The organism is Puniceibacterium sediminis (assembly GCF_900188035.1).
Taxonomy (GTDB): domain Bacteria; phylum Pseudomonadota; class Alphaproteobacteria; order Rhodobacterales; family Rhodobacteraceae; genus Puniceibacterium; species Puniceibacterium sediminis.
Genome location: NZ_FZNN01000010.1, coordinates 1 through 19648 on the forward strand (window position 1 = coordinate 1; position 19648 = coordinate 19648).

Genomic DNA, 19648 nt, shown 5'->3' on the forward strand with positions numbered 1-19648 from the left:
CGCCACACGCTACGACAAAACCGCCGAGAGCTTCCTGGGCTTCATAGACATCACGTCCATCCGCCTCTGGGTCCGCCTTTTGTCAACATGACCTAAGCAAGGCACGCGGCCGTGTCTGCCGTACTGATCACGCCGCGCCAATGGGTGCCCGATATCTTATATTTCTCGCAACAATCCGAACCGCTCATCACCGCCCCCCAGACGGTTCAATTATGGCATGACGCTTAATCAGTCTGTGCCCCCATTACCTTTATTCACCGGCCTCCCTCCCGATCCGGCCCGCATGCTGGCGGCCTTTGACAGTTTCACTACGGTTGCCGAAAAGTGAAGACCTCTATCACCACCCTCTGTCTTGCCGCGCATCCACCCGAAGTTGCGGCAGGGTGCCATGCCAATTCGTGACTCATATCCTTGGATGGTACGGTCAGTTTTCTTCAAACTCCCGGATTTCCGCCGAGCCACGCGACGATTCGGCAACGCTCCGCCGAAAATGCGCAAAATGTTGTATCTCAGGGCACAAATCACGCTTTCGCGCATTCTCCTTCCATGTCAGCCCGCAAGGCGGCCGACAAAGGTACTGAGGAGATGGAAATGCGCCTAACACTGCTTGACGGATTCCGGGGGTTTTTTCTACTTTTCATGATGATCGCACATGTGAACGGATCTTTTCATGCCGTGCTTGGTGACTACAATCACCACATGCTCGGTTGGGTCGAGGACGCGCAGGGGTTCGTCTTTATCTCGGGATTTGTTGTTGGGCTTGTTTATACCAAGATACTCGACCGCAAGGGACCCGCAGGCATGGGCGGCGCGGTGCTGCGCCGCATCCGCACCATCTATACTTATCAGGCGCTGATGATTGTCGCCTTCTGTGCCGCCGCCTTGGGTCTTGCCGCTTGGGGGTTGGAACCGGATATCCTTAGCCAGTATGTTCAAAATCCAGCTGCCTTTACCACCGCCTCTTTGCTGCTGGTCACCGGTTCGCTGCACATGGGAATCCTGGCGCTTTATATCTGGCTGATGCTTCTCACGCCGTTTGCATTGATGGCCTTTCATAAAGGCTGGGCAAAGTGGTGGGCTGTCGCATCAATTGCCGCTTGGACGCTGGCGCAATCGGGACTGCCGGACGCCGCGCAGCTACCCATTGAACGGGTTCTCGCAAACGCGGGTCACGGCATCAACATTGGCATCTATTTCAACGTCTTTGGCTGGCAGATACTATACTTCCTAGGCCTTTTTCTGGGATTCCTGTTCGCCCGGGACCAGCTTGATACCTCATTCCTGCGCACGCCACGCATGCGCGCGATGTTCTGGCTGGCAGTGGCGGGTGTCGTAGCCTTTGCAGTCTTTGATCGGGCCATGAGCTTGGGCTGGATCGAGAAAGACCTGCGCAGCACTCTGTGGCGCGAAATTGATCGCGGCAACATGCACATCGTCTATCTGATGAACTTCCTCCTTGACCTGTTTGTGATCGCCTGGCTTCTGGTCGCCGGTCCGTCGAGCGGCAACCGCGCGCTGGCTTTTCTTGGTCGCGGAATTGAATGGCTCTACACCCGCCGTCCTCTGGTGTTTCTCGGTCAGCACTCGCTTCAGGTTTTCACCGCCCATTTAGTGATGACATATTTCATCATGTGGGCGATGGCTGGCAGGGATTTGCCAGCCCTTTGGGACAATCTGCTGATGCTGCTCTCAATAGGCGCGCTATTCGTTGTCGCCTGGGGGCATGCAACGCTACAGTCCATGTCACGCGACCGCAGCCGTAACTCAGCCGTGCTGGAAAAAGGGCCTGTCCCGCAGCAAGGCCGCGTAGCAAACCCAAGCACTACCACCTGAGCCAGCAGGCCCTTTCGGACATCTCACGGGGCCTTTTGGCATCTTCAGGCTGGCGTTCAGCATCGGCAGGACCAACCAGCTGCAATGTCTGCAGACCAAACGGGATACAAATCCGCGCCAATAAACATGAATTCCTCCATTCAATCTCCCTCACAGGCGGTGATAGACACCCGGTAGCAAGCGGCGGCGTTGCCCACATCCGTTTTTACAAGACCGCTTAGGAAGTCCGATGTCGAATGCCACCATGCCCATGCCCCAGATCACCCGGGCAAGCTGGCTCATGGTTGCCAGCCTTGGACTGGTGTGGGGCAGCACCTTTCTGGTGATTGAAATCGCACTACGCGGGATCACTCCCCTGTGGCTGGCCGCCGGGCGGATTAGTTTTGCGATGCTGCTGACAGTTTCCATCTGGTCGCTGCGCGGGTGGCCTTTGTTCCTGACGCGTGCGAGGCCGTGGGGGCGTCTTGCCCTGATCGGTCTACTTTCCTCAGCCATGCCGTTCACTCTGCTGGGTTGGGGCCAGCAATATGTTACCTCTGGCTTTGCCGGGGTCTGCATGGCTGCGGTCGCGCTGATGGTACTCCCAATGGCGCATGTGTTCCTCCCCGGCGAACGCATGACCCTGCGCAGGACGCTGGGCTTTGTCATCGGATTTTCCGGGGTTGCCTTGCTGATCGGCGGGCAGGCCTTCCAATCCAGCGGCGATGCGTCAGAATCCCTGGGCCGCCTCGCGTGCCTTGGGGCTGCATCCTGCTATGCAGTCAGTTCGGTGATGATGCGCCGACTGCCCGCGATGGATCCCATCGGCATCGCCACGATACCGCTGATCTTTGGCACATTGATCGTCGTTCCCCTCGCCTGGTTCGGTGAAGGTGCGCCGCCGATGCCTTCAAACCAGACGCTGCTGGTGCTGGCGTTTCTGGGTCTGGTGCCAACCGCCGGGGCCAACATACTGCGGGTTCTGGTGATCCGCAGCGCCGGTCCGGTATTCATGAGCCTTACGAATTATCAGGTGCCAATGTGGTCCGTGCTACTGGGGGTGCTGCTTTTGGGTGAACCAGCGCGTCCAAGCCTGCTGGCCGCGCTTGCGCTGATTCTGGCCGGTGTCGCCATCAGCCAGTGGGGGGCGCTCAAGCGATTGTTCACCAGGTCGGGCTGACGTCGCGCTATTCCCTTTGCCAATACACAGGGGGAGACGCCGATTTCTCCAACTGGGCCAGCGCCCCCATCAGTATTCCAGCACTGCGCCTCGGCCCTGTCACTCCCAACAGCTGACCAGAACTGTCATACCCAAGGCTATCGTGGTCAGATCCTCGGGTGCAATCGCAGCGCCGCCCTGTGTGGTGGTGGCGCGCAGGGCGACGCGATTTAGCAGCGCCTGAATGTCGTCGGCCTTGGCGGCAAAGCTGACCTCTTCCGGCAACTGACGGTTCCTGTCGTCACGCGGCAACAGCATTCCGAGCACGGCGCCACCTGCATCCATAACCGGACCGCCCGCATCCCCCGGCAACGAGGCGAGCGCGAGACGCTTCTTGGTCTCTTCCCCTGCCAGCCCACGGACATCCTCAAGGGTGCCAAAGGTCAGCGTCGGCGCACTCAGCACGCCGCCAAAGGAATAGCCCGAAACCGCCACCTCGGACTGCAGCGGCGGCAGATCGGTGCGAAGGGCCGCGACGGACTGTGGTGCCAGCGTCACATCGCTGCGCAGCACTGCAACGCCGGTCGCCGCATCCTCCGCAACGATGTGCGCGTCATACTGATCCTCCAGCGTGATCCGCCCGCAGCGGATCACAGCATCGCGTGCAGTCACGACCGTGCCCGCGCTGTCGATAAAGAAACCCGATGCAGTCACCTTGGGTTGACGAATCCGCAGGCCCGCCAGCAGATCGACCGAAGGCTCGGTATCCTCGGACAGCCCGGAATCCAGCACGCCGGGCATGGTTTCAAAGCTTGACCGCATCGCCTGCAGCACCCGGTTGAACCGCGCGTCGTCACCTGCAGGCCAGACAAGGGTAAAGCCCTTGATCTGACCATTCTCCAGCCGCACCTCTGTGTGCGACACGATCCGGGAATTCGCGCCGGTCAGGGTGAAACCGTCACGCCGACGCTCGCGTGCGCCCTCAGGCGGGACGATTTCGAGCGTCTGCATGATCTCGTATAGACCAAAAAGGGTGTTCTGATCGCCTGGTTGGCTGATCAGCAGCACCCGCACCGGTAGTTCACCGGTCGGCCCGTAATGTACAAAGGGCGATTCATAGCGATCAAAGGCCACCACCCCCATCGGCAGCAGGATCGAAATTCCTGCCTGCGCCTCTGTCACCTGGCGCATATCCAGCCCGTCGAGCACCGCGTTATACTGGCCCAACAGGTCCGCGCGCTGGCGGGTCGTCAGCACCCCGGTGGCTTCATAGCCGTTTGCGCGTTGCCATTCGGCCATCGAATTGCGCGTGCCCGGGCCAAAGGCGCCGTCGATGGTGGAATTGTAGTAACCCGCCCACCGCAGAGCGATTTGCAGCTGTTCACGCGCCTCTCCGTTCAGGCGGGCCTCTGCCGCTGCGGCCTCTCTTGGGGTTTCGTCGGGGAAACTCTGCTCTGCCGCAACTGTCGCGCTGGGGGCCGTGATTTCGGGAACCTGATCAAGTGGCGTCACGGTGATGTCGGTCGTGGTAATCTGTTCGGCTGTCTGGGACGCAGCGCCGATCGGCCAGAACTGACCGCGGAAGACTCCGGTATCAGCGATATAGCTGTCCTGTGGAATCTGCCCCTGGCCGCGCAACTGGCGCAGCCGCGCCTCGGCCTCGGCCCGGTCATAAGGCCCAAGCGCAATGCCATACCAACCATTGCCTAGTGCGAATCCGTTAACATCACGAAGATAGCTGGTGTAGTCCCGCGCCCTCTCCTCGGCCCGGGTCAATGTCGGCTGCGCCTCGATCTGGATATAGGTTGCATCCTGTGCGAGTGCTGCACCAGCTGTCAAAAACACGGCAGCCAGAAGCGCCATCACCATTCTCATCATACCTGTCGCCGTCCCCGAACCATTCCAACGTTTCCGTGCTCTTATCCGTATTAAACAAAAGCCACAGCCCCTGCAGGTCAAAATATGGCGAGCGGTGCAATTGACCCCCGCCCGCCTAGCGCCTAAGCAGACCGAAACGCATCTCAGGGCATTTCGCATGGACCAGATCACCGGAACAAATGCGGGTAAACCGCGCAGCTTTCAGGAAATCATTCTGCGACTGCAGAATTATTGGGCAGCCAAGGGCTGCGCCATCCTGCAACCCTATGACATGGAAGTCGGCGCCGGCACATTTCACCCAGCCACAACCCTGCGTTCTCTGGGCACCAAGCCGTGGGCGGCCGCCTATGTGCAGCCCTCGCGTCGTCCCACCGACGGTCGTTATGGCGAGAACCCGAACCGGCTCCAGCATTACTACCAGTATCAGGTGGTCATCAAACCTTCGCCGCCGGACCTTCAGGCGCTCTACTTGGGATCGCTTGCCGCAATCGGCGTGGACATGGCGCTGCACGACGTCCGCTTTGTCGAAGATGACTGGGAATCGCCCACACTCGGTGCATGGGGTCTTGGCTGGGAGGTCTGGTGCGATGGCATGGAAGTGTCGCAGTTCACCTATTTCCAGCAGGTCGGAGGGCATGATTGCCACCCGGTTTCGGGAGAGCTGACCTATGGCCTCGAACGCCTTGCCATGTATGTGCTGGGAGTCGACCATGTGATGGACATGCCTTTCAACGACCCAGACGCACCCATTGCGCTGACCTATGGTGACATCTTCCGCCAAACCGAGGAAGAATACAGCCGCTGGAACTTTGACGTCGCCGATACCGAAACTCTGCTTCGCCATTTCGAAGATGCCGAACGCGCGTGCACCGATATCCTTGACCGCGACGCCGATGACCCCAAGACTGGCAAGCGCATCGTCATGGCCCACCCGGCTTATGACCAGTGCATCAAGGCCTCGCATCTCTTCAATCTGCTCGACGCGCGCGGCGTGATTTCGGTCACAGAACGTCAGGCCTATATCGGGCGTGTCCGCACGCTTTCCAAACGCTGCGCTGACGCCTTTGTCACCACCACGGCCGGCGGCTGGGCGGCCTGATGGCGGTTCGCCCTCGCCCGATCAACATGGACTGGACCTAGACCTTGGCGCAGAACATCACCGGCAAGATCCTTGTCGCATTCATTGTGGTCACGGCGCTGATCGCGGGCGGGTTGCTGTATTACATGCAGGTTTATGCCTATTACTACGACGTGACAGCCACCGGCACCGATGATGTCCAGCTGACAGGCAAGGTGTCTGGTCTGCCCGAAACCATACTCTACGAGGATTTCCGCGCCATCGACGCCGCTTCCTCGCCCATCCGGTACCGAGCCTGCTTCACCACCCCCACCGGGCTGGATCAGCTCCGTGACACCTATGCAACCTATCCCGGTGCCGAGCCGCGCATTGCCCCAAGCTGGTTCGACTGCTTTGATGCAGAAGCCATCGGCGACGATCTGGCCGCCGGACGTGCACTCGCATTTACCAGCCAGCGCAATATAAGCTACGGGATTGATCGCGTTGTCGCAGTCACCCAAGACGGCCACGGCTATGTCTGGCACGAAATCAACGAATGCGGCGACAAGGCCTATGACGGAACGCCGCTCGGAGTGGACTGCCCGGCGCGGGACTAGCGCCTTGCCGCAGTGACCCGAAGCAGGCTTTGCACATAGCGGCTTCGGACAAGCGGTTACAGCATCACCTCGTCCCAGCAAACAATGCCTGCAAACTTGTGGTAAGCATCTCCCTGGGTCAACCGACCTTTGTGATCGAAGGCTTTGCAGAACCGACCAACAGAAACATTTCTGGCAGCACATCTCAGATCATTCCCACGCAGGTCGGGAGCAAGGTTTAACAGGTCACGTTCTGAGCAATCGGCTGGACGTCTGCCGCCCATCCGGCTATCCACCCCTCGACTGACCGTGCGCCTTTCCGCCCACGGCACTTCGAAGATTTGGTGACCCGATGCCCGACCTGCTGATCGAACTCTTTTCCGAGGAAATCCCCGCGCGGATGCAGACCCGCGCCGCCGAGGATCTGAAATCCCGTGTCACCAACGGCCTTGTCGAAGCGGGCCTTACCTATGCAGGCGCCGCGGCCTTCTCGACGCCGCGTCGTCTGACCCTCGCGATTGAGGGGATGCTGGACCAAAGCCCGACCCTGCGTGAAGAACGCAAAGGTCCCCGCGTCGATGCCCCCGACAAGGCGATTGAAGGCTTCTTGCGCGGTGCGGGCCTCACCCGCGACCAGCTGGTCGAACGGGATGAGAAAAAAGGCCGCGTCTTTTACGCGATGATCGAAAAACCGGGACGCCCGGCCGCAGAAATCGTGGCCGAAGTTCTCGAGGATACGATCCGTAACTTCCCATGGCCCAAGTCGATGCGCTGGGGCAACGGCACCCTGCGCTGGGTCCGCCCGCTGCACCGTATCCTCTGCGTGATGGCTACCGAAGCCGGGGCAGAAGTCGTGCCGATGGAGATGGACGGAATCACCGCCGGGAACACGACGGAAGGCCATCGATTCATGGCGCCAGAGCCGTTTTCTGTAACGTCTTTCGATGATTACGCCGCAAAGCTTAAGCGCGCCAAGGTGGTCCTGTCTGCCGCCGACCGGGCCGAGACGATCTGGCACGACGCCACCAACATGGCCTTTGCCTCTGGGCTTGAGGTGATTGAGGATAAGAGCCTGCTGGCAGAGGTTGCCGGTCTGGTCGAATGGCCCGTTGTCCTGATGGGCGAAATCGGTGCGGCCTTCCTGGACCTTCCGCCCGAGGTGCTGCAAACCTCGATGAAGGAACACCAGAAATTCTTTTCGGTGAAGAACCCCAAAACGGGCCGGATCGAACGGTTCATCACGGTGGCAAACCGCGAAACGGCGGACCATGGCGCAACGATCCTTGCGGGCAACCAAAAGGTGTTGGCGGCGCGTCTGTCGGATGCAAAATTCTTCTGGGAAAATGACCTGCGTGTGGCCAAGTCCGAGGCAGGCCTGTCCGTCTGGACCGACCAACTGTCCAACGTCACCTTCCACAACAAACTGGGCAGCCAGAAAGACCGGATTGAACGGATCGCAGCGCTGGCCCGTGAACTGGCCCCGGCGATTGGGGCCGATCCCGATCTGGCCGAACAAGCCGCCCGCGTGGCCAAGGCCGATCTGTCGTCGGAAATGGTCTATGAATTCCCGGAACTTCAGGGTCTTATGGGCCGCTACTACGCCAAAGCCGCTGGCCTTCCGGAGGAAGTCGCCGCAGCCTGTCAGGAACACTACTCTCCCCTCGGCCCGTCGGATGACGTGCCAACCGCGCCAGTGTCGGTCGCCGTGGCTTTGGCCGACAAGCTGGACACGTTGACCGGATTTTGGGCGATTGACGAGAAGCCGACCGGGAGCAAAGACCCGTTCGCGCTGCGTCGGGCAGCTTTGGGTGTTATTCGATTGGTGCTTGGCCTTGGAAAGAGCATTCCTCTTATTGATATACTGTTTAAACCGATTGCAGCGCATGTTGTTGCAGGGTCAGTTAGTGCATCCGAAGCTCTTAAAATCGCGGGGAGCCTACCTGATGCTACCAACCTTCATGTACGGATAAACGTTCTGGACGCGAAAATGTCCTTTATTGAAACGGCCATCGACTCTATCGGATCCGATGAAGCAAGGTCGAATTATGAAATTGCTTCAAAAGCTCATTTTACCTCTTTGTTGTCCTTTTTCCAGGACCGCCTTAAGGTCTACCTAAAGGACGAAGGCATCCGCCATGACGTAATCGACGCGTGCCTTGCAATGCCGGGGAATGACGACCTTACCCTGCTGGTGGGCCGTGCCCGCGCCCTTTCGGAAACGCTCAAGACGGAGGATGGCACCAACCTTGTGCAGGGGTTCAAGCGGGCCAACAACATCCTCACCCAGGCCGAGGAAAAGGACGGCGTCGAATACTCCTATGGCGCCGATGCGAACTATGCCGAACATCCGGCGGAACATGCGCTGATCGTGGCATTGGATACCGCCGAAGCGGCGATCACCCCCGCCATGGCCGCCGAGGATTTTGCGGGCGCGATGCAGGCCATGGCGGCGATGCGTCCGGCGGTCGATGCCTTCTTTGATGCCGTTCAGGTCAATGCCGACAGCGAGATACTGCGGCGCAACCGGCTCAACCTGCTCAGCCGTATTCGCACCATCTGCCTGCAGGTCGCGGATCTGACCAAGCTCGACGGCTGACAAAGCCGCACCGGACAGTACCCTCCCAAGGGGGGCATACGGGCACAAATCCAGGCAATTTGTCCCTGCTGTGTCATTGACCAGCCGGATGCTCGGGCAGCCCGCAGCCGTCGGCAAGCCCGCCAACCGGGCCCTGACCTGCCACCGCGAACTAGGCGGCATTTGGTGCCAGAACTTTTCCATGTCGGCTGAACGTCAGCGAGACCTGTTCAAAGCACGTCCTTTACACACGCCTTTTCAGGCGTATTCTGCCCAAACACAAAAAGGTGCTGCAGTGCAGAAAATTGAGTCTCAGACCTCAGCAGAGGCCCCGGATCCCGATGTGACGCTGATCCTTCCCGCAGCGCCCATCGCGACGCCGACCCATGGCGGGCGCGCGAAGTGCCTCCAAAGGCTTGTGCGGCTGGACCTGCCCGTTCCCTGCACCGTGGCACTATCGTTCCGGACCGTGCTGCGTATCGCGCACGGCAGCCTGCCCGGCATGGCCACGATCCTTCAGCATTTCGACGATGACGCCCTGCTTTGCGTTCGCCCGTCTTCGGAAGATCCCGACTGGGGCGGCCCCGGCGCCATTCTGAACATCGGCATGAACGATGCTCGCTATGCCGCGCTTAGCGAAACGCTGGGGTCAGAGGCCGCCACCAACCTTTATCTGCGTTTTATTAAATCCTACGCGATTCATGTGGCGCGGCTGGATCCCGACCTTTTCGACAGCATCGCGGATGATGGCAGGCAGGCCCTCGCTCAGGCACTGCTGACCTATGAGGAAGAGGCAGAAGAGCCTTTCCCTCAGACCCCTGCCCGCCAGTTGGCCGAGGTCCTGCGCTCAATGGCCCGGGCTTGGGAAGGCACGACCGCGCGGCTGCTGCGGCAGGCCAAGGGCGCTCCGGTCGATGCCGGTCTGGGCCTTGTGGTGCAGGAGATGGCGCTGGGTCTGGGGAATGGCGAATGCGGTTCCGGGGTCTTGCAGCTGGTGAATTCCGAAACTGGTGCCCTGCAAATCACCGGGCGCTATCTGAGCCAGAGCCAGGGCCGGGATGCGCTGCAGCGTGGGGCGGCCTCGCTTTTCCTGGAGCGGGACCCGCGCGGGCCGTCGCTGGAAGAACTTGCGCCCGAAGCCTTTGCTCAACTCAAAGCTCACGCCGCACTGATGCGCAAGCGGTTGCGCGCCGAGATGCAGATCGAATTCACCATCGAAAATGGCCAATTGCACATTCTTGACGGTGTGCGCGTGCGCAGATCTTCGCGCGCGTCGGTGCGGATTGCAGTCGGGCTTGCCCAAGACGGGATCATCACCCCGCAAGAGGCATTGCTGCGGGTCGAACCACGCGCGCTTTCGGAACTGTTGCACCGCCAGATCGCCGAAGATGCACCACGCGATGTGATCGGCAAAGGTATCGCTGCAAGCCCCGGTGCCGCCACCGGGCGTATGGTCTTTTCCGCCGCAGATGCGCAGTCCAGCGCGGCACGGGGCGAAGCCTGCGTGCTGGTGCGGCGGGAAACCTCGCCAGAGGATATCCGCGGCATGCATGCAGCAAGCGCCGTAGTGACCGAACGGGGCGGGATTACCAGCCATGCGGCGGTGATCGGTCGCGGGATCGGCCTGCCCTGCGTCGTGGGCGCGTCACGGATGAAGTTTCATCTGCGCCGCAAGATGCTGGTTTCAGAGGACGGCCGCAGCTTTCGCGAAGGCGATATTATCACCATCGACGGGACGAAAGGCGAAATCCTTGCCGGCGCACCGCAGATGGTCGAGCCGCTTCTGGATGACTCGTTCCAGACGCTCATGGCCTGGGCTGACGCGGAACGCGACATCGGAGTGCGCGCCAATGCTGACACTCCGGCCGATGCGCAGACCGCCCGCAACTTCATGGCGCAGGGCATCGGCCTGTGCAGGACTGAGCATATGTTCTTTGAACCCGGGCGGCTGACCGTCATGCGGGAAATGATCTTTGCCGATGATGCCGAGGATCGCCGGGCCGCGCTTGAGCTGCTGCTGCCGATGCAACGTGCCGATTTCAAAGAACTTTTCACCATCATGAGGGGGCAGCCGGTCTGTATCCGTTTGTTCGACCCACCCCTGCATGAATTCCTGCCCACCGACCGCGCCGGACTGCGCGATCTGGCAGAGGCATTGGACCTGCCGGTGTCTGATGTCACTAGGCGGGTCGAGGCGATGGGCGAATACAACCCCATGCTGGGCATGCGCGGTGTGCGCTTGGGTATCACGGTGCCCGAAATCTATGACATGCAGGCCCGCGCCATCTTTGAGGCGACGATAGAGACCAGCCGCGACGGCGACCCCGTGGTGCCCGAGATCATGATTCCCCTCGTCTCGGCCAAGCGCGAGGTCGAGATCGTCCGCGCCCGGATCGATGCCGTTGCCTCGGCCGTCCGCAGTGAACGGGGCGTTGATTTTACCTACCGGCTTGGTGTGATGGCCGAAACGCCGCGTGCCTGCCTGCGCGCGCATGAAATTGTGCAGCACGCGCATTTTTTAAGCTTTGGAACCAACGACCTGACGCAGATGACTTATGGCCTTTCGCGCGACGATGCCGGGCGGTTCATGTCGGATTATGTGCATCAGGGTGTTTTCCCGGAAGACCCGTTCCATCGGTTGGATACCGATGGTGTGGGCGAGCTTTTACGGATTGGCGCCGAACGCGCCCGAGCCGGGCGGCCCCATGTGACCCTGTCAATCTGTGGCGAACATGGCGGTGATCCCGAATCGATTGCATTTTGCCGGGCGGCGGGATTCGACTACGTGAGCTGTTCGCCATTTCGCGTTCCGCTTGCAAGACTGGCAGCAGCACAACTTGCGGTTCGAGACAAAATTGAATAAGAAGCTTCGGAAATCGTTAACATTTATTTAACAACGTCGCCGGAATGGGCGGTCTTGTGCCGATAACGTGCTCTCCAAACTTTACGTTTAGGCATTTTCTGCATATGACGCCTGGGATTTGTGCGGTTTGGAAACCGCGCGGGATTTATCCGCAGAGGTAGAGAGACGATATGTTCAAAGTAATTTCGATCGCAATTTTGACGATCATTGCCTTTCAGCAGCCCGCATTCGCCGAACGTGAAATGGCAAGCGCAGACGCCTTGATCAAGATCGAGCAGCGCGGACTGAGCTCAGCAAAACCTGCGCATCTGCGCAAGCTTCTCAATCGTGAATCACTTCCGGATGCCACGGCTGTCAGCTACAGCCGTAACTGGATCAAGCAACAGCCCAAAGCCGTCGGCGGCAAACAGTGGGAGTGCCTTGCCGAGGCTCTTTATTTCGAGGCCCGCGGAGAATCCGTCAAAGGCCAGTTCGCTGTAGCCGAGGTGATCCTCAACCGTGTCGACAGCCCGCGCTACCCCAATTCGGTCTGCGGCGTCGTCCACCAGGGCACCGGCAAGAAGTACGGTTGCCAGTTCACTTACACATGCGATGGCAACCCGGAATCCATTCACGAACCAAAGGCGTTTACCGAAGTCGGAAAAGTGGCCAAACTCATGATCTCAGGGGCGCCCCGTGCCCTGACCGATGGAGCGACGCATTACCATACTGGTAGGGTAAAGCCCAAATGGGCCAGAAAGTTCCCTCTGACGGCAGAAATTGGCACACATCTTTTCTATCGCCAACCCACCCGCCTGAGCCAGAACTGAGCAAACCTATACCAAAGATGGCACAAACCGTCGCTTTCTGCGGGTGTGCCCGGCCCCGGGCGCTGCTAGAGTGATCCGATTGCTCCGCCCCGGAAGAGGCCCATGCCCAACGAAATCCACCTTGCGTTTTCGCACCCCTCCGAGCGGTCGCTTGTGACAGCCGGTGAAGATCCGCGCGACCGCATCTCATTGCGCGACCATATCGTCGAAGTCGAGATCGGTGCGTTTCAGGCGGAACGCGGCACCACTCAGCGTATCTGTTTCAATGTAGTGGTCGAGGTGACACCCTTTACCGGACCGCTGGATGACGATGTGGACCGCATCCTGTCCTATGACCGTGTGACCGAAGCCATCGCATACGAACTGGCCGCCGAACGTCTGAACCTGCTGGAGACCCTGGCCGAGAAGGTGGCCGAGCGGATCCTGATGGAACCACAGGCGCTGCGCACCTTCGTGCGGATCGAAAAGCTCGACCGCGGCTCCGGCGCACTCGGGGTCGAGATCGTGCGGTCGCGCCGCGATCAGGGTGCACACCTGCAGGAAGTCGCACGGGAACGTCCTCACCCGCGAGTGATCTATCTATCGAACGCCGCTATCGCCTCTGATGACCTACGAAGCTGGATGGACCTTCTGCAGGCGTCTGACGTGCCCGCGATACTTTGTGTAGGCTTGCCCGAGAGCGCCCTGCCCCATGCAGACCAAAAGCTGGCGCAGCGAAGGATCGACCTCTTGGCCATGGAACAGAATGCCTGGGTGCTTGCCGGGCATGATCCACGCTGCAAAGTAGTCGCCACCCGGACCGAACTGGATTGGGCCATGAAAAACGGCCAGATCTGTGTGTGGGCCCCGTCAAAAATGGTTCTGGACGCGGCCCATGGTGCGAACATGCCGCGCGGCGACGCGATCACGCTGGCGGCCTGGTTCAGCGGGCAGTTGTCGGCACGCGAATTGCTGATCATCGGCGGACCTCCGCCAGAGTCGGCCCTGATCCCGGTACGGGTCACCGACGTGCTGCGCAGCGCGGTCTGACTGCTTGCCAACCCGTCGCGGATACCCCATTCAGGGCGCATGAGTGACTATTTTCGCCCCCTCGTGCGCAATGGGCTGCCACGCCCTGACAATGCTGTGCCCCTTGCAGGCGGGTCTGGTTGGTTCACCGATGTCGAACACCTGCGGCGCAACAAGCCCGGAACGACAGTGCCCGCCAGCGCGCTGCCCCCGGAAACGCTGAACGCTCTCTCTCAGCCGCGTCCGCCTATCTGCGGCTTAAGGTTCGACAGACCGCGAATCATGGGCATCCTGAACGTCACCCCCGACAGCTTTTCGGACGGTGGCAAATTCAGTGGCCCGACCCGCGCCGCCGCCTATGGCCGTCAGATGATGGCAGATGGTGTCGATATCATCGACGTCGGCGGTGAATCTACCCGACCCGGTGCCGTGACAGTACCAGTAGACTCCGAAATCGCCCGTATAGAGCCAGTGATCACCGCGATAAGGCATGCGGTAAACGTGCCAATTTCCGTCGATACGCGCAAATCCTGTGTGGCGGATACGGCTGTCAATGCTGGGGCCAGCCTGGTGAATGACGTGTCGGGTTTTACCTATGACAAGATGTTGGGCCAATACTGCGCCCGCAAAAATTTGCCGGTCTGTATCATGCATGCACGCGGCGATCCCGAGACGATGCAGAAGGATCCGCGCTATGATGACGTGCTGTTGGATGTCTACGACTTTCTCGCCGCGCAGGTGCTTCTACTTGCAGAGCTAGGTATTCCGCGCAGCCGGATCATCGTGGATCCGGGAATCGGATTCGGCAAGGACCAGACCCACAACCTGACCATTCTGCGCAACGTGAGCCTGTTTCACGCCCTAGGCTGTCCGGTCCTCGTCGGTGCGTCGCGCAAAGGATTCATCGGGCGGATTTCTGGTGTTAAAACTGCGGACCAACGTATGCCGGGTTCGCTCGCAGTGGCGCTCGCCTGTGTGGCGCAGGGGGTGCAGATCCTGCGCGTGCACGATGTGGCAGAAACAGTTCAGGCGATCGCGCTCTGGAAGGCTATCGAAAATGGGGGAAGCGATGTCGCGTAAGTTGTTTGGCACTGATGGCGTGCGGGGCACGGCCAACACCCATCCGATGACGGCGCAGATGGCATTGGCCATCGGCGCTGCGGCCGGTCGCTATTTCCGGCGCGAACACAGCGGTGTGCACCGGGTAGTGATCGGCAAGGACACGCGCCTGTCGGGTTATATGTTCGAAAATGCGCTGACGGCCGGCCTGACTTCGACCGGGATGAACGTGCTGTTGCTCGGGCCAGTACCTACGCCGGCCGTGGGTCTGCTCACGCCATCGATGCGCGCCGATCTGGGCATCATGATTTCGGCATCTCACAATCCAAGCCAGGATAACGGAATCAAATTTTTCGGGCCGGATGGCTTCAAACTCTCCGACGAGGTCGAGGCCGAGATCGAGGCACTTGTTGATGAAGGTGTCGATCCGGAGGCGGCAGACAACATCGGCCGTGCAAAGCGCATCGACGACGGTCGGTCACGCTATCAGGAACGGGTGAAATCCACTTTTCCGGCTGGAATGCGGCTCGACGGGATAAAGGTCGTCATCGACTGCGCCAACGGCGCCGCCTATCGCGCCGCGCCCGAAGTGCTCTGGGAGTTGGGCGCGGATGTCATCCCGATCGGCGTCTCGCCCAATGGCAAGAACATCAACCTCGACTGCGGTTCGACCAAACCCCGCGTCGCGGCGGAAACTGTGGTGGCGCATGGCGCGGATATCGGCATCTGCCTTGATGGTGATGCCGACCGGGTGATGATCATCGACGAAACCGGTACGGTCGCCGATGGTGACCAGATCATGGCGCTGATGGCCGCCCGCTGGGCCGAAGAAGGCCTGTTGAACGATGGTACATTGGTCGCCACAGTGATGTCCAACCTCGGGTTGGAGCGGTTTCTGCAGGGCCGCGGCTTGCGGCTTGAACGTACAGGCGTGGGCGACCGCTATGTGGTCGAAGCGATGCGCCGCGGAGGTTGGAATCTTGGGGGCGAACAGTCGGGGCATATCGTGATGACCGACTACGCGACCACCGGCGATGGACTGATGGCGGGACTGCAGTTTCTGGCCGAAATGGTGCGCTCAGGTCGACCAGCCAGCTCTCTGGCACGCAGCTTTGAGCCGGTGCCGCAGCTATTGCGCAACGTGCGCTATACGGCCGGTCAAACGCCGCTGGAAAATGTCGCCGTCAAGAGTGCCATTGCAGCTGCCGAATCTGCGCTGTCCGGCAAGGGCCGCCTGCTGATCCGCAAATCTGGCACAGAGCCGCTGATCCGCGTCATGGCGGAATGCGAGGATAATGCCCTGTTGGTCCAGGTGGTCGACAGCATCGTGACCGAAGTCAACGCCGCCATCTGAGCTGCGTCGTTGCAAGTCGCGCCACCAAGAGTTTTACAAAAAACTCTTGGTAAAACTTTTTATAAAAGTTTTGCGCCCCGCCCGGGTGCGCGCATAACGGCCCCGGGCGCAGAGAGTCCTAGCCTTTGATCACGCCGTAGATCGCAGCGACCTTTTCCACTGCAGCCTCTGGTGGCAGCTCTTCGCTCTCGCCCGTGCGGCGCGAGGTCAATTCCACTACTCCGTTCTTGAGCCCGCGCGGACCCACGGTGATACGCCACGGCAGCCCGATCAGATCCATTGTCGCGAATTTGGCTCCGGCGCGTTCTTCCCGGTCATCATACAGCGGCTCGAGCCCGAGAGCGGCCAGCGCATCATAAAGCGCCTGACAGGCGGCATCAGCTTCGGCGTCACCCTGTTTGAGGTTCACGATCCCACAGTGGAAGGGCGTAACGCCTTCGGGCCAGATGATGCCCTTGTCGTCATGCGACGCTTCGATGATCGCACCCAGAAGACGTGAGACGCCAATGCCATGCGACCCCATGTGCACCGGTACTTTGGCACCAGTCTCGTCCGCCACGGTGGCGCCCATTGATTCGGAATATTTGGTGCCAAAGTAGAAGATCTGGCCGACTTCGATACCGCGCGCCACGCGTTGGCGTTCTTCGGGGATCTGATCGAACAGGGCGGCATCGTGGGTTTCATCCGTGCGCGCGTAACGCTGCGTGAATTCCTCAAGCACTGCCTGACACTGATCGACCGAGTCATAGTCAATCGCCCGATCGCCAAATTTCAGCTCGGTGATCGCCGAGTCGTAAAACACCTCGGACTCGCCCGTGTCGGCCAGAACAAGGAATTCATGGGTGTCATCGCCACCGATGGGGCCGGAATCCGCCCGCATCGGGATCGCCTGCAGGCCCATCCGCTCGTACGAGCGCAGGTAGGACACCAGATGCCGATTATAGGCATGCAGCGCATCCTCTTTGGTGAGGTCGAAGTTATAGCCGTCCTTCATCAGGAATTCGCGACCGCGCATGACGCCGAAACGGGGGCGCATCTCGTCGCGGAACTTCCACTGGATCTGATAAAGTGTCATCGGCAGATCCTTGTAGGACCCGACGTGGCTGCGGAAAATGTCGGTGATCATCTCTTCGTTGGTGGGACCGTATAGCATGTCCCGGTCCTGCCGGTCCTTGATCCGCAGCATCTCGGGGCCATAGGCATCGTAACGCCCGGATTCCTTCCACAGATCGGCGGATTGCATCGTCGGCATCAGCATCGGGATGTGTCCGGCGCGCTGCTGTTCCTCGTGCACGATCTTTTCGATATTGCGCAGCACCTTATAGCCCAGCGGCAGCCATGAATAGATCCCGGCCGCGGCCTGCTTGATCATTCCGGCGCGCAGCATGTAGCGGTGGCTGACGATCTGCGCCTCGGCCGGCGTCTCGCGCAGCACAGGCATGAAGTATCGGCTCAGGCGCATCAGGTCTTCCTTTGGACGAAAATAGGGTCGCCAAGGTTGTGAGCCAAGGCGCGCCCCTTGGCAAGGGGGCCAGAGCCGCGCATTCGGCGGCGCAGGCCACTCAGCGATAGACAAAGGCACGCCAAGCGGCTGGATGAACGCCCCCCAAGGCACCGCCCCCTTGAATCCCCACGCACAAACGGCGATGTAGGACGGATACCCCCAGCCCCGAGAGGATCCAGGCGTTGCCTGCACGCGATCAACTGAAATACTGGGGCATCGCGACGCTCGTCTTTGCGGTGACCCTCTGGTATCTGGGCGATGTCCTGTTGCCGTTCCTGATCGGCGGGGCAATTGCCTATTTCCTTGATCCTCTGGCGGATCGCATGGAACGCCTTGGCTTCAGCCGGGCGCTGGCCACCGCGACGATCACGCTTGGTGCCCTGCTGATCTTTGTGCTGATGGTTCTTCTTGTTGTGCCGATGCTGATCCAGCAGACTGGCCAGTTGATCAACACCGCACCGCAGCTGTTCAATAACCTCCAGACTTTTCTGGCGGAAAAGTTCCCGAACCTGCTGGATGAAGGCGGCGTGGTGCGTGAAACGCTCATTTCGCTGGGCAACACAATCCGCGACAGAGGCGGCGAGGTGCTGAACACAGCGATCTCCTCGGCTGCATCGCTGCTGAACATCGCGCTGCTCTTTGTCATCGTACCCGTGGTATCGGTTTATCTGCTGCTGGACTGGGATCGCATGGTTACCCGCATCGATGAGCTTTTGCCACGCGACCATGCCCCCACCGTCCGCAAGCTCGCCCACGAGATCGACAATACCCTGGCCTCGTTCATCCGGGGCATGGGCACGGTCTGCCTGATCCTGGGCACCTACTACGCAATTGCGCTGATGCTGGTCGGGCTGCAGTTTGGTCTGGTCGTCGGCTTCATTGCGGGGCTGATTACCTTCATTCCCTACGTCGGTGCCCTTGTTGGCGGCGCTCTCGCCATCGGTCTGGGCCTGTTCCAGTTCTGGGGGGATTGGCTTTCACTCAGCCTTGTGGGTGGCATATTCGTGCTGGGTCAGGTGATCGAGGGCAATGTTCTTACCCCCAAACTGGTCGGGGATTCCGTCGGCCTGCACCCGGTATGGCTGATCTTTGCTCTATCGGTCTTTGGCACGCTTTTTGGTTTTGTCGGCATGCTGATCGCAGTGCCCATGGCCGCAGCTTTCGGCGTCATCACCCGGTTCGCGGTCGGACAGTACAAGGACAGTCGGCTTTATCGCGGCAGCCCCGCTGGCATTGCACCTGATGCGTCCGAAGGCCAGGACTGACGCATGGGTCGCCGACAGCTCAAATTCAACCTTCCCTTCCGCCCCGCTCTGGGGCGTGGCGATTTCTATGTCTCGCGGGCCAACGCTCTGGCCACCACCCAGATCGACCGGTGGCGCGACTGGCCCGGGCGCAAGCTGGTGCTGACCGGACCACAGGGGGCCGGCAAGACCCACCTCGCGCATGTCTGGAGCGCTGAGTCAGGGGCCACGATCCTGCAATCGTCCGACCTGCCCGACGCGGACATCCCGCAGCTTGCCGGCGGCAATGTCTGCGTCGAAGATGTGCCCATGATCGCATCGAACGATGCCGCCGAACAGGCGCTGTTCCACCTGCACAACCTTACCCTTGCTCAGGGGAATTCACTTCTGTTGACAGCACTTAACCCGCCATCGCAGTGGCAGTTGGGTCTGCCAGATCTGACAAGCCGCGTGATGGGCACCCAGATGGCGCGTCTCTCTGCTCCGGATGACGATCTGCTGAGCGCCGTGCTGGCCAAGCTGTTCGCCGATCGTCAGATTGTCCCGGCACCTGACGCCATTTCGTATCTCGTTCGTCACATGCCACGTTCGTTTGCCATGGCCGGACGCATGGTCGATGCCATCGATGACGCCGCCCTTGGCACACCAAAAGGAGCCAGCAGACTGCTCGCAAGCAAGGTCTTGGCCGCGCTCGAGCTGGAATTCGACGACACCAAGCCCTGACGTCACA

General features: G+C 60.3%; 14 protein-coding genes and 1 pseudogene. 13 read left to right on the forward strand and 2 right to left on the reverse strand.

Translation table 11 applies throughout. The features are described from left to right. The 3 genes and pseudogenes from CHB75_RS21330 to CHB75_RS11750 all read left to right on the forward strand — a co-directional run. Window positions 1-91, forward strand: a pseudogene (locus tag CHB75_RS21330) (IS5/IS1182 family transposase); the annotation flags it as partial. 320 nt (window positions 92-411) lie between these two features. After that, window positions 412-1833 carry an OpgC domain-containing protein gene (gene opgC, locus CHB75_RS11745; protein ID WP_141135104.1) on the forward strand — a complete coding sequence of 474 codons (1422 nt, stop codon included), beginning with the start codon at window positions 412-414 and terminating at the stop codon, window positions 1831-1833. A 229-nt stretch (window positions 1834-2062) separates the two neighbouring features. Beyond that, entirely contained in the window at window positions 2063-2992 is a 930-nt protein-coding gene (locus CHB75_RS11750; RefSeq protein ID WP_245840918.1) for a DMT family transporter, read from the forward strand. 99 nt (window positions 2993-3091) lie between these two features. On the opposite strand, the gene CHB75_RS11755 is transcribed toward CHB75_RS11750, so the two are convergent. Beyond that, window positions 3092-4849, reverse strand: a complete 1758-nt coding sequence (locus CHB75_RS11755; protein ID WP_089270747.1) for a peptidoglycan-binding protein — start codon at window positions 4847-4849, stop codon at window positions 3092-3094. 157 nt (window positions 4850-5006) lie between these two features. Here CHB75_RS11755 and CHB75_RS11760 point away from each other — a divergent pair, with 157 nt between their 5' ends. From CHB75_RS11760 to glmM, 8 genes are all read left to right on the forward strand, one after another. After that, complete coding sequence (locus tag CHB75_RS11760) at window positions 5007-5948, forward strand: glycine--tRNA ligase subunit alpha (RefSeq protein WP_176439122.1); 942 nt, start codon at window positions 5007-5009, stop codon at window positions 5946-5948. 56 nt (window positions 5949-6004) lie between these two features. Continuing rightward, entirely contained in the window at window positions 6005-6523 is a 519-nt protein-coding gene (locus CHB75_RS11765; protein ID WP_089270933.1) for a DUF6446 family protein, read from the forward strand. Window positions 6524-6854: 331 nt separating this feature from the next. Beyond that, window positions 6855-9098, forward strand: coding sequence for a glycine--tRNA ligase subunit beta (gene glyS, locus CHB75_RS11770; protein ID WP_089270748.1), 2244 nt, complete (start codon window positions 6855-6857; stop codon window positions 9096-9098). A 181-nt stretch (window positions 9099-9279) separates the two neighbouring features. Beyond that, complete coding sequence (locus CHB75_RS11775) at window positions 9280-11940, forward strand: putative PEP-binding protein (RefSeq protein WP_176439123.1); 2661 nt, start codon at window positions 9280-9282, stop codon at window positions 11938-11940. A gap of 242 nt (window positions 11941-12182) precedes the next feature. After that, window positions 12183-12749, forward strand: coding sequence for a cell wall hydrolase (locus tag CHB75_RS11780; RefSeq protein WP_425439500.1), 567 nt, complete (start codon window positions 12183-12185; stop codon window positions 12747-12749). Between the two features lie 102 nt (window positions 12750-12851). Further along, window positions 12852-13778 carry a dihydroneopterin aldolase gene (locus CHB75_RS11785; protein WP_089270750.1) on the forward strand — a complete coding sequence of 309 codons (927 nt, stop codon included), beginning with the start codon at window positions 12852-12854 and terminating at the stop codon, window positions 13776-13778. A gap of 39 nt (window positions 13779-13817) precedes the next feature. Continuing rightward, window positions 13818-14837 carry a dihydropteroate synthase gene (folP, locus tag CHB75_RS11790; protein ID WP_089270751.1) on the forward strand — a complete coding sequence of 340 codons (1020 nt, stop codon included), beginning with the start codon at window positions 13818-13820 and terminating at the stop codon, window positions 14835-14837. Then, window positions 14827-16170 (forward strand): phosphoglucosamine mutase, encoded by a 1344-nt coding sequence (gene glmM, locus CHB75_RS11795; RefSeq protein WP_089270937.1) that lies wholly within the window; start codon window positions 14827-14829, stop codon window positions 16168-16170. The genes folP and glmM overlap by 11 nt, the downstream gene beginning before the upstream one ends. Before the next feature lie 118 nt (window positions 16171-16288). Here the strand turns inward: glmM and proS are convergent, their stop codons facing one another. Further along, window positions 16289-17632 (reverse strand): proline--tRNA ligase, encoded by a 1344-nt coding sequence (gene proS / locus CHB75_RS11800; protein WP_089270752.1) that lies wholly within the window; start codon window positions 17630-17632, stop codon window positions 16289-16291. Between the two features lie 224 nt (window positions 17633-17856). On the opposite strand from proS, the gene CHB75_RS11805 reads away from it, so the two are divergent. After that, entirely contained in the window at window positions 17857-18939 is a 1083-nt protein-coding gene (locus CHB75_RS11805; protein ID WP_089270753.1) for an AI-2E family transporter, read from the forward strand. 3 nt (window positions 18940-18942) lie between these two features. Then, window positions 18943-19641, forward strand: a complete 699-nt coding sequence (locus tag CHB75_RS11810) for a P-loop NTPase family protein (protein WP_089270754.1) — start codon at window positions 18943-18945, stop codon at window positions 19639-19641. Window positions 19642-19648: the final 7 nt, after the last annotated feature.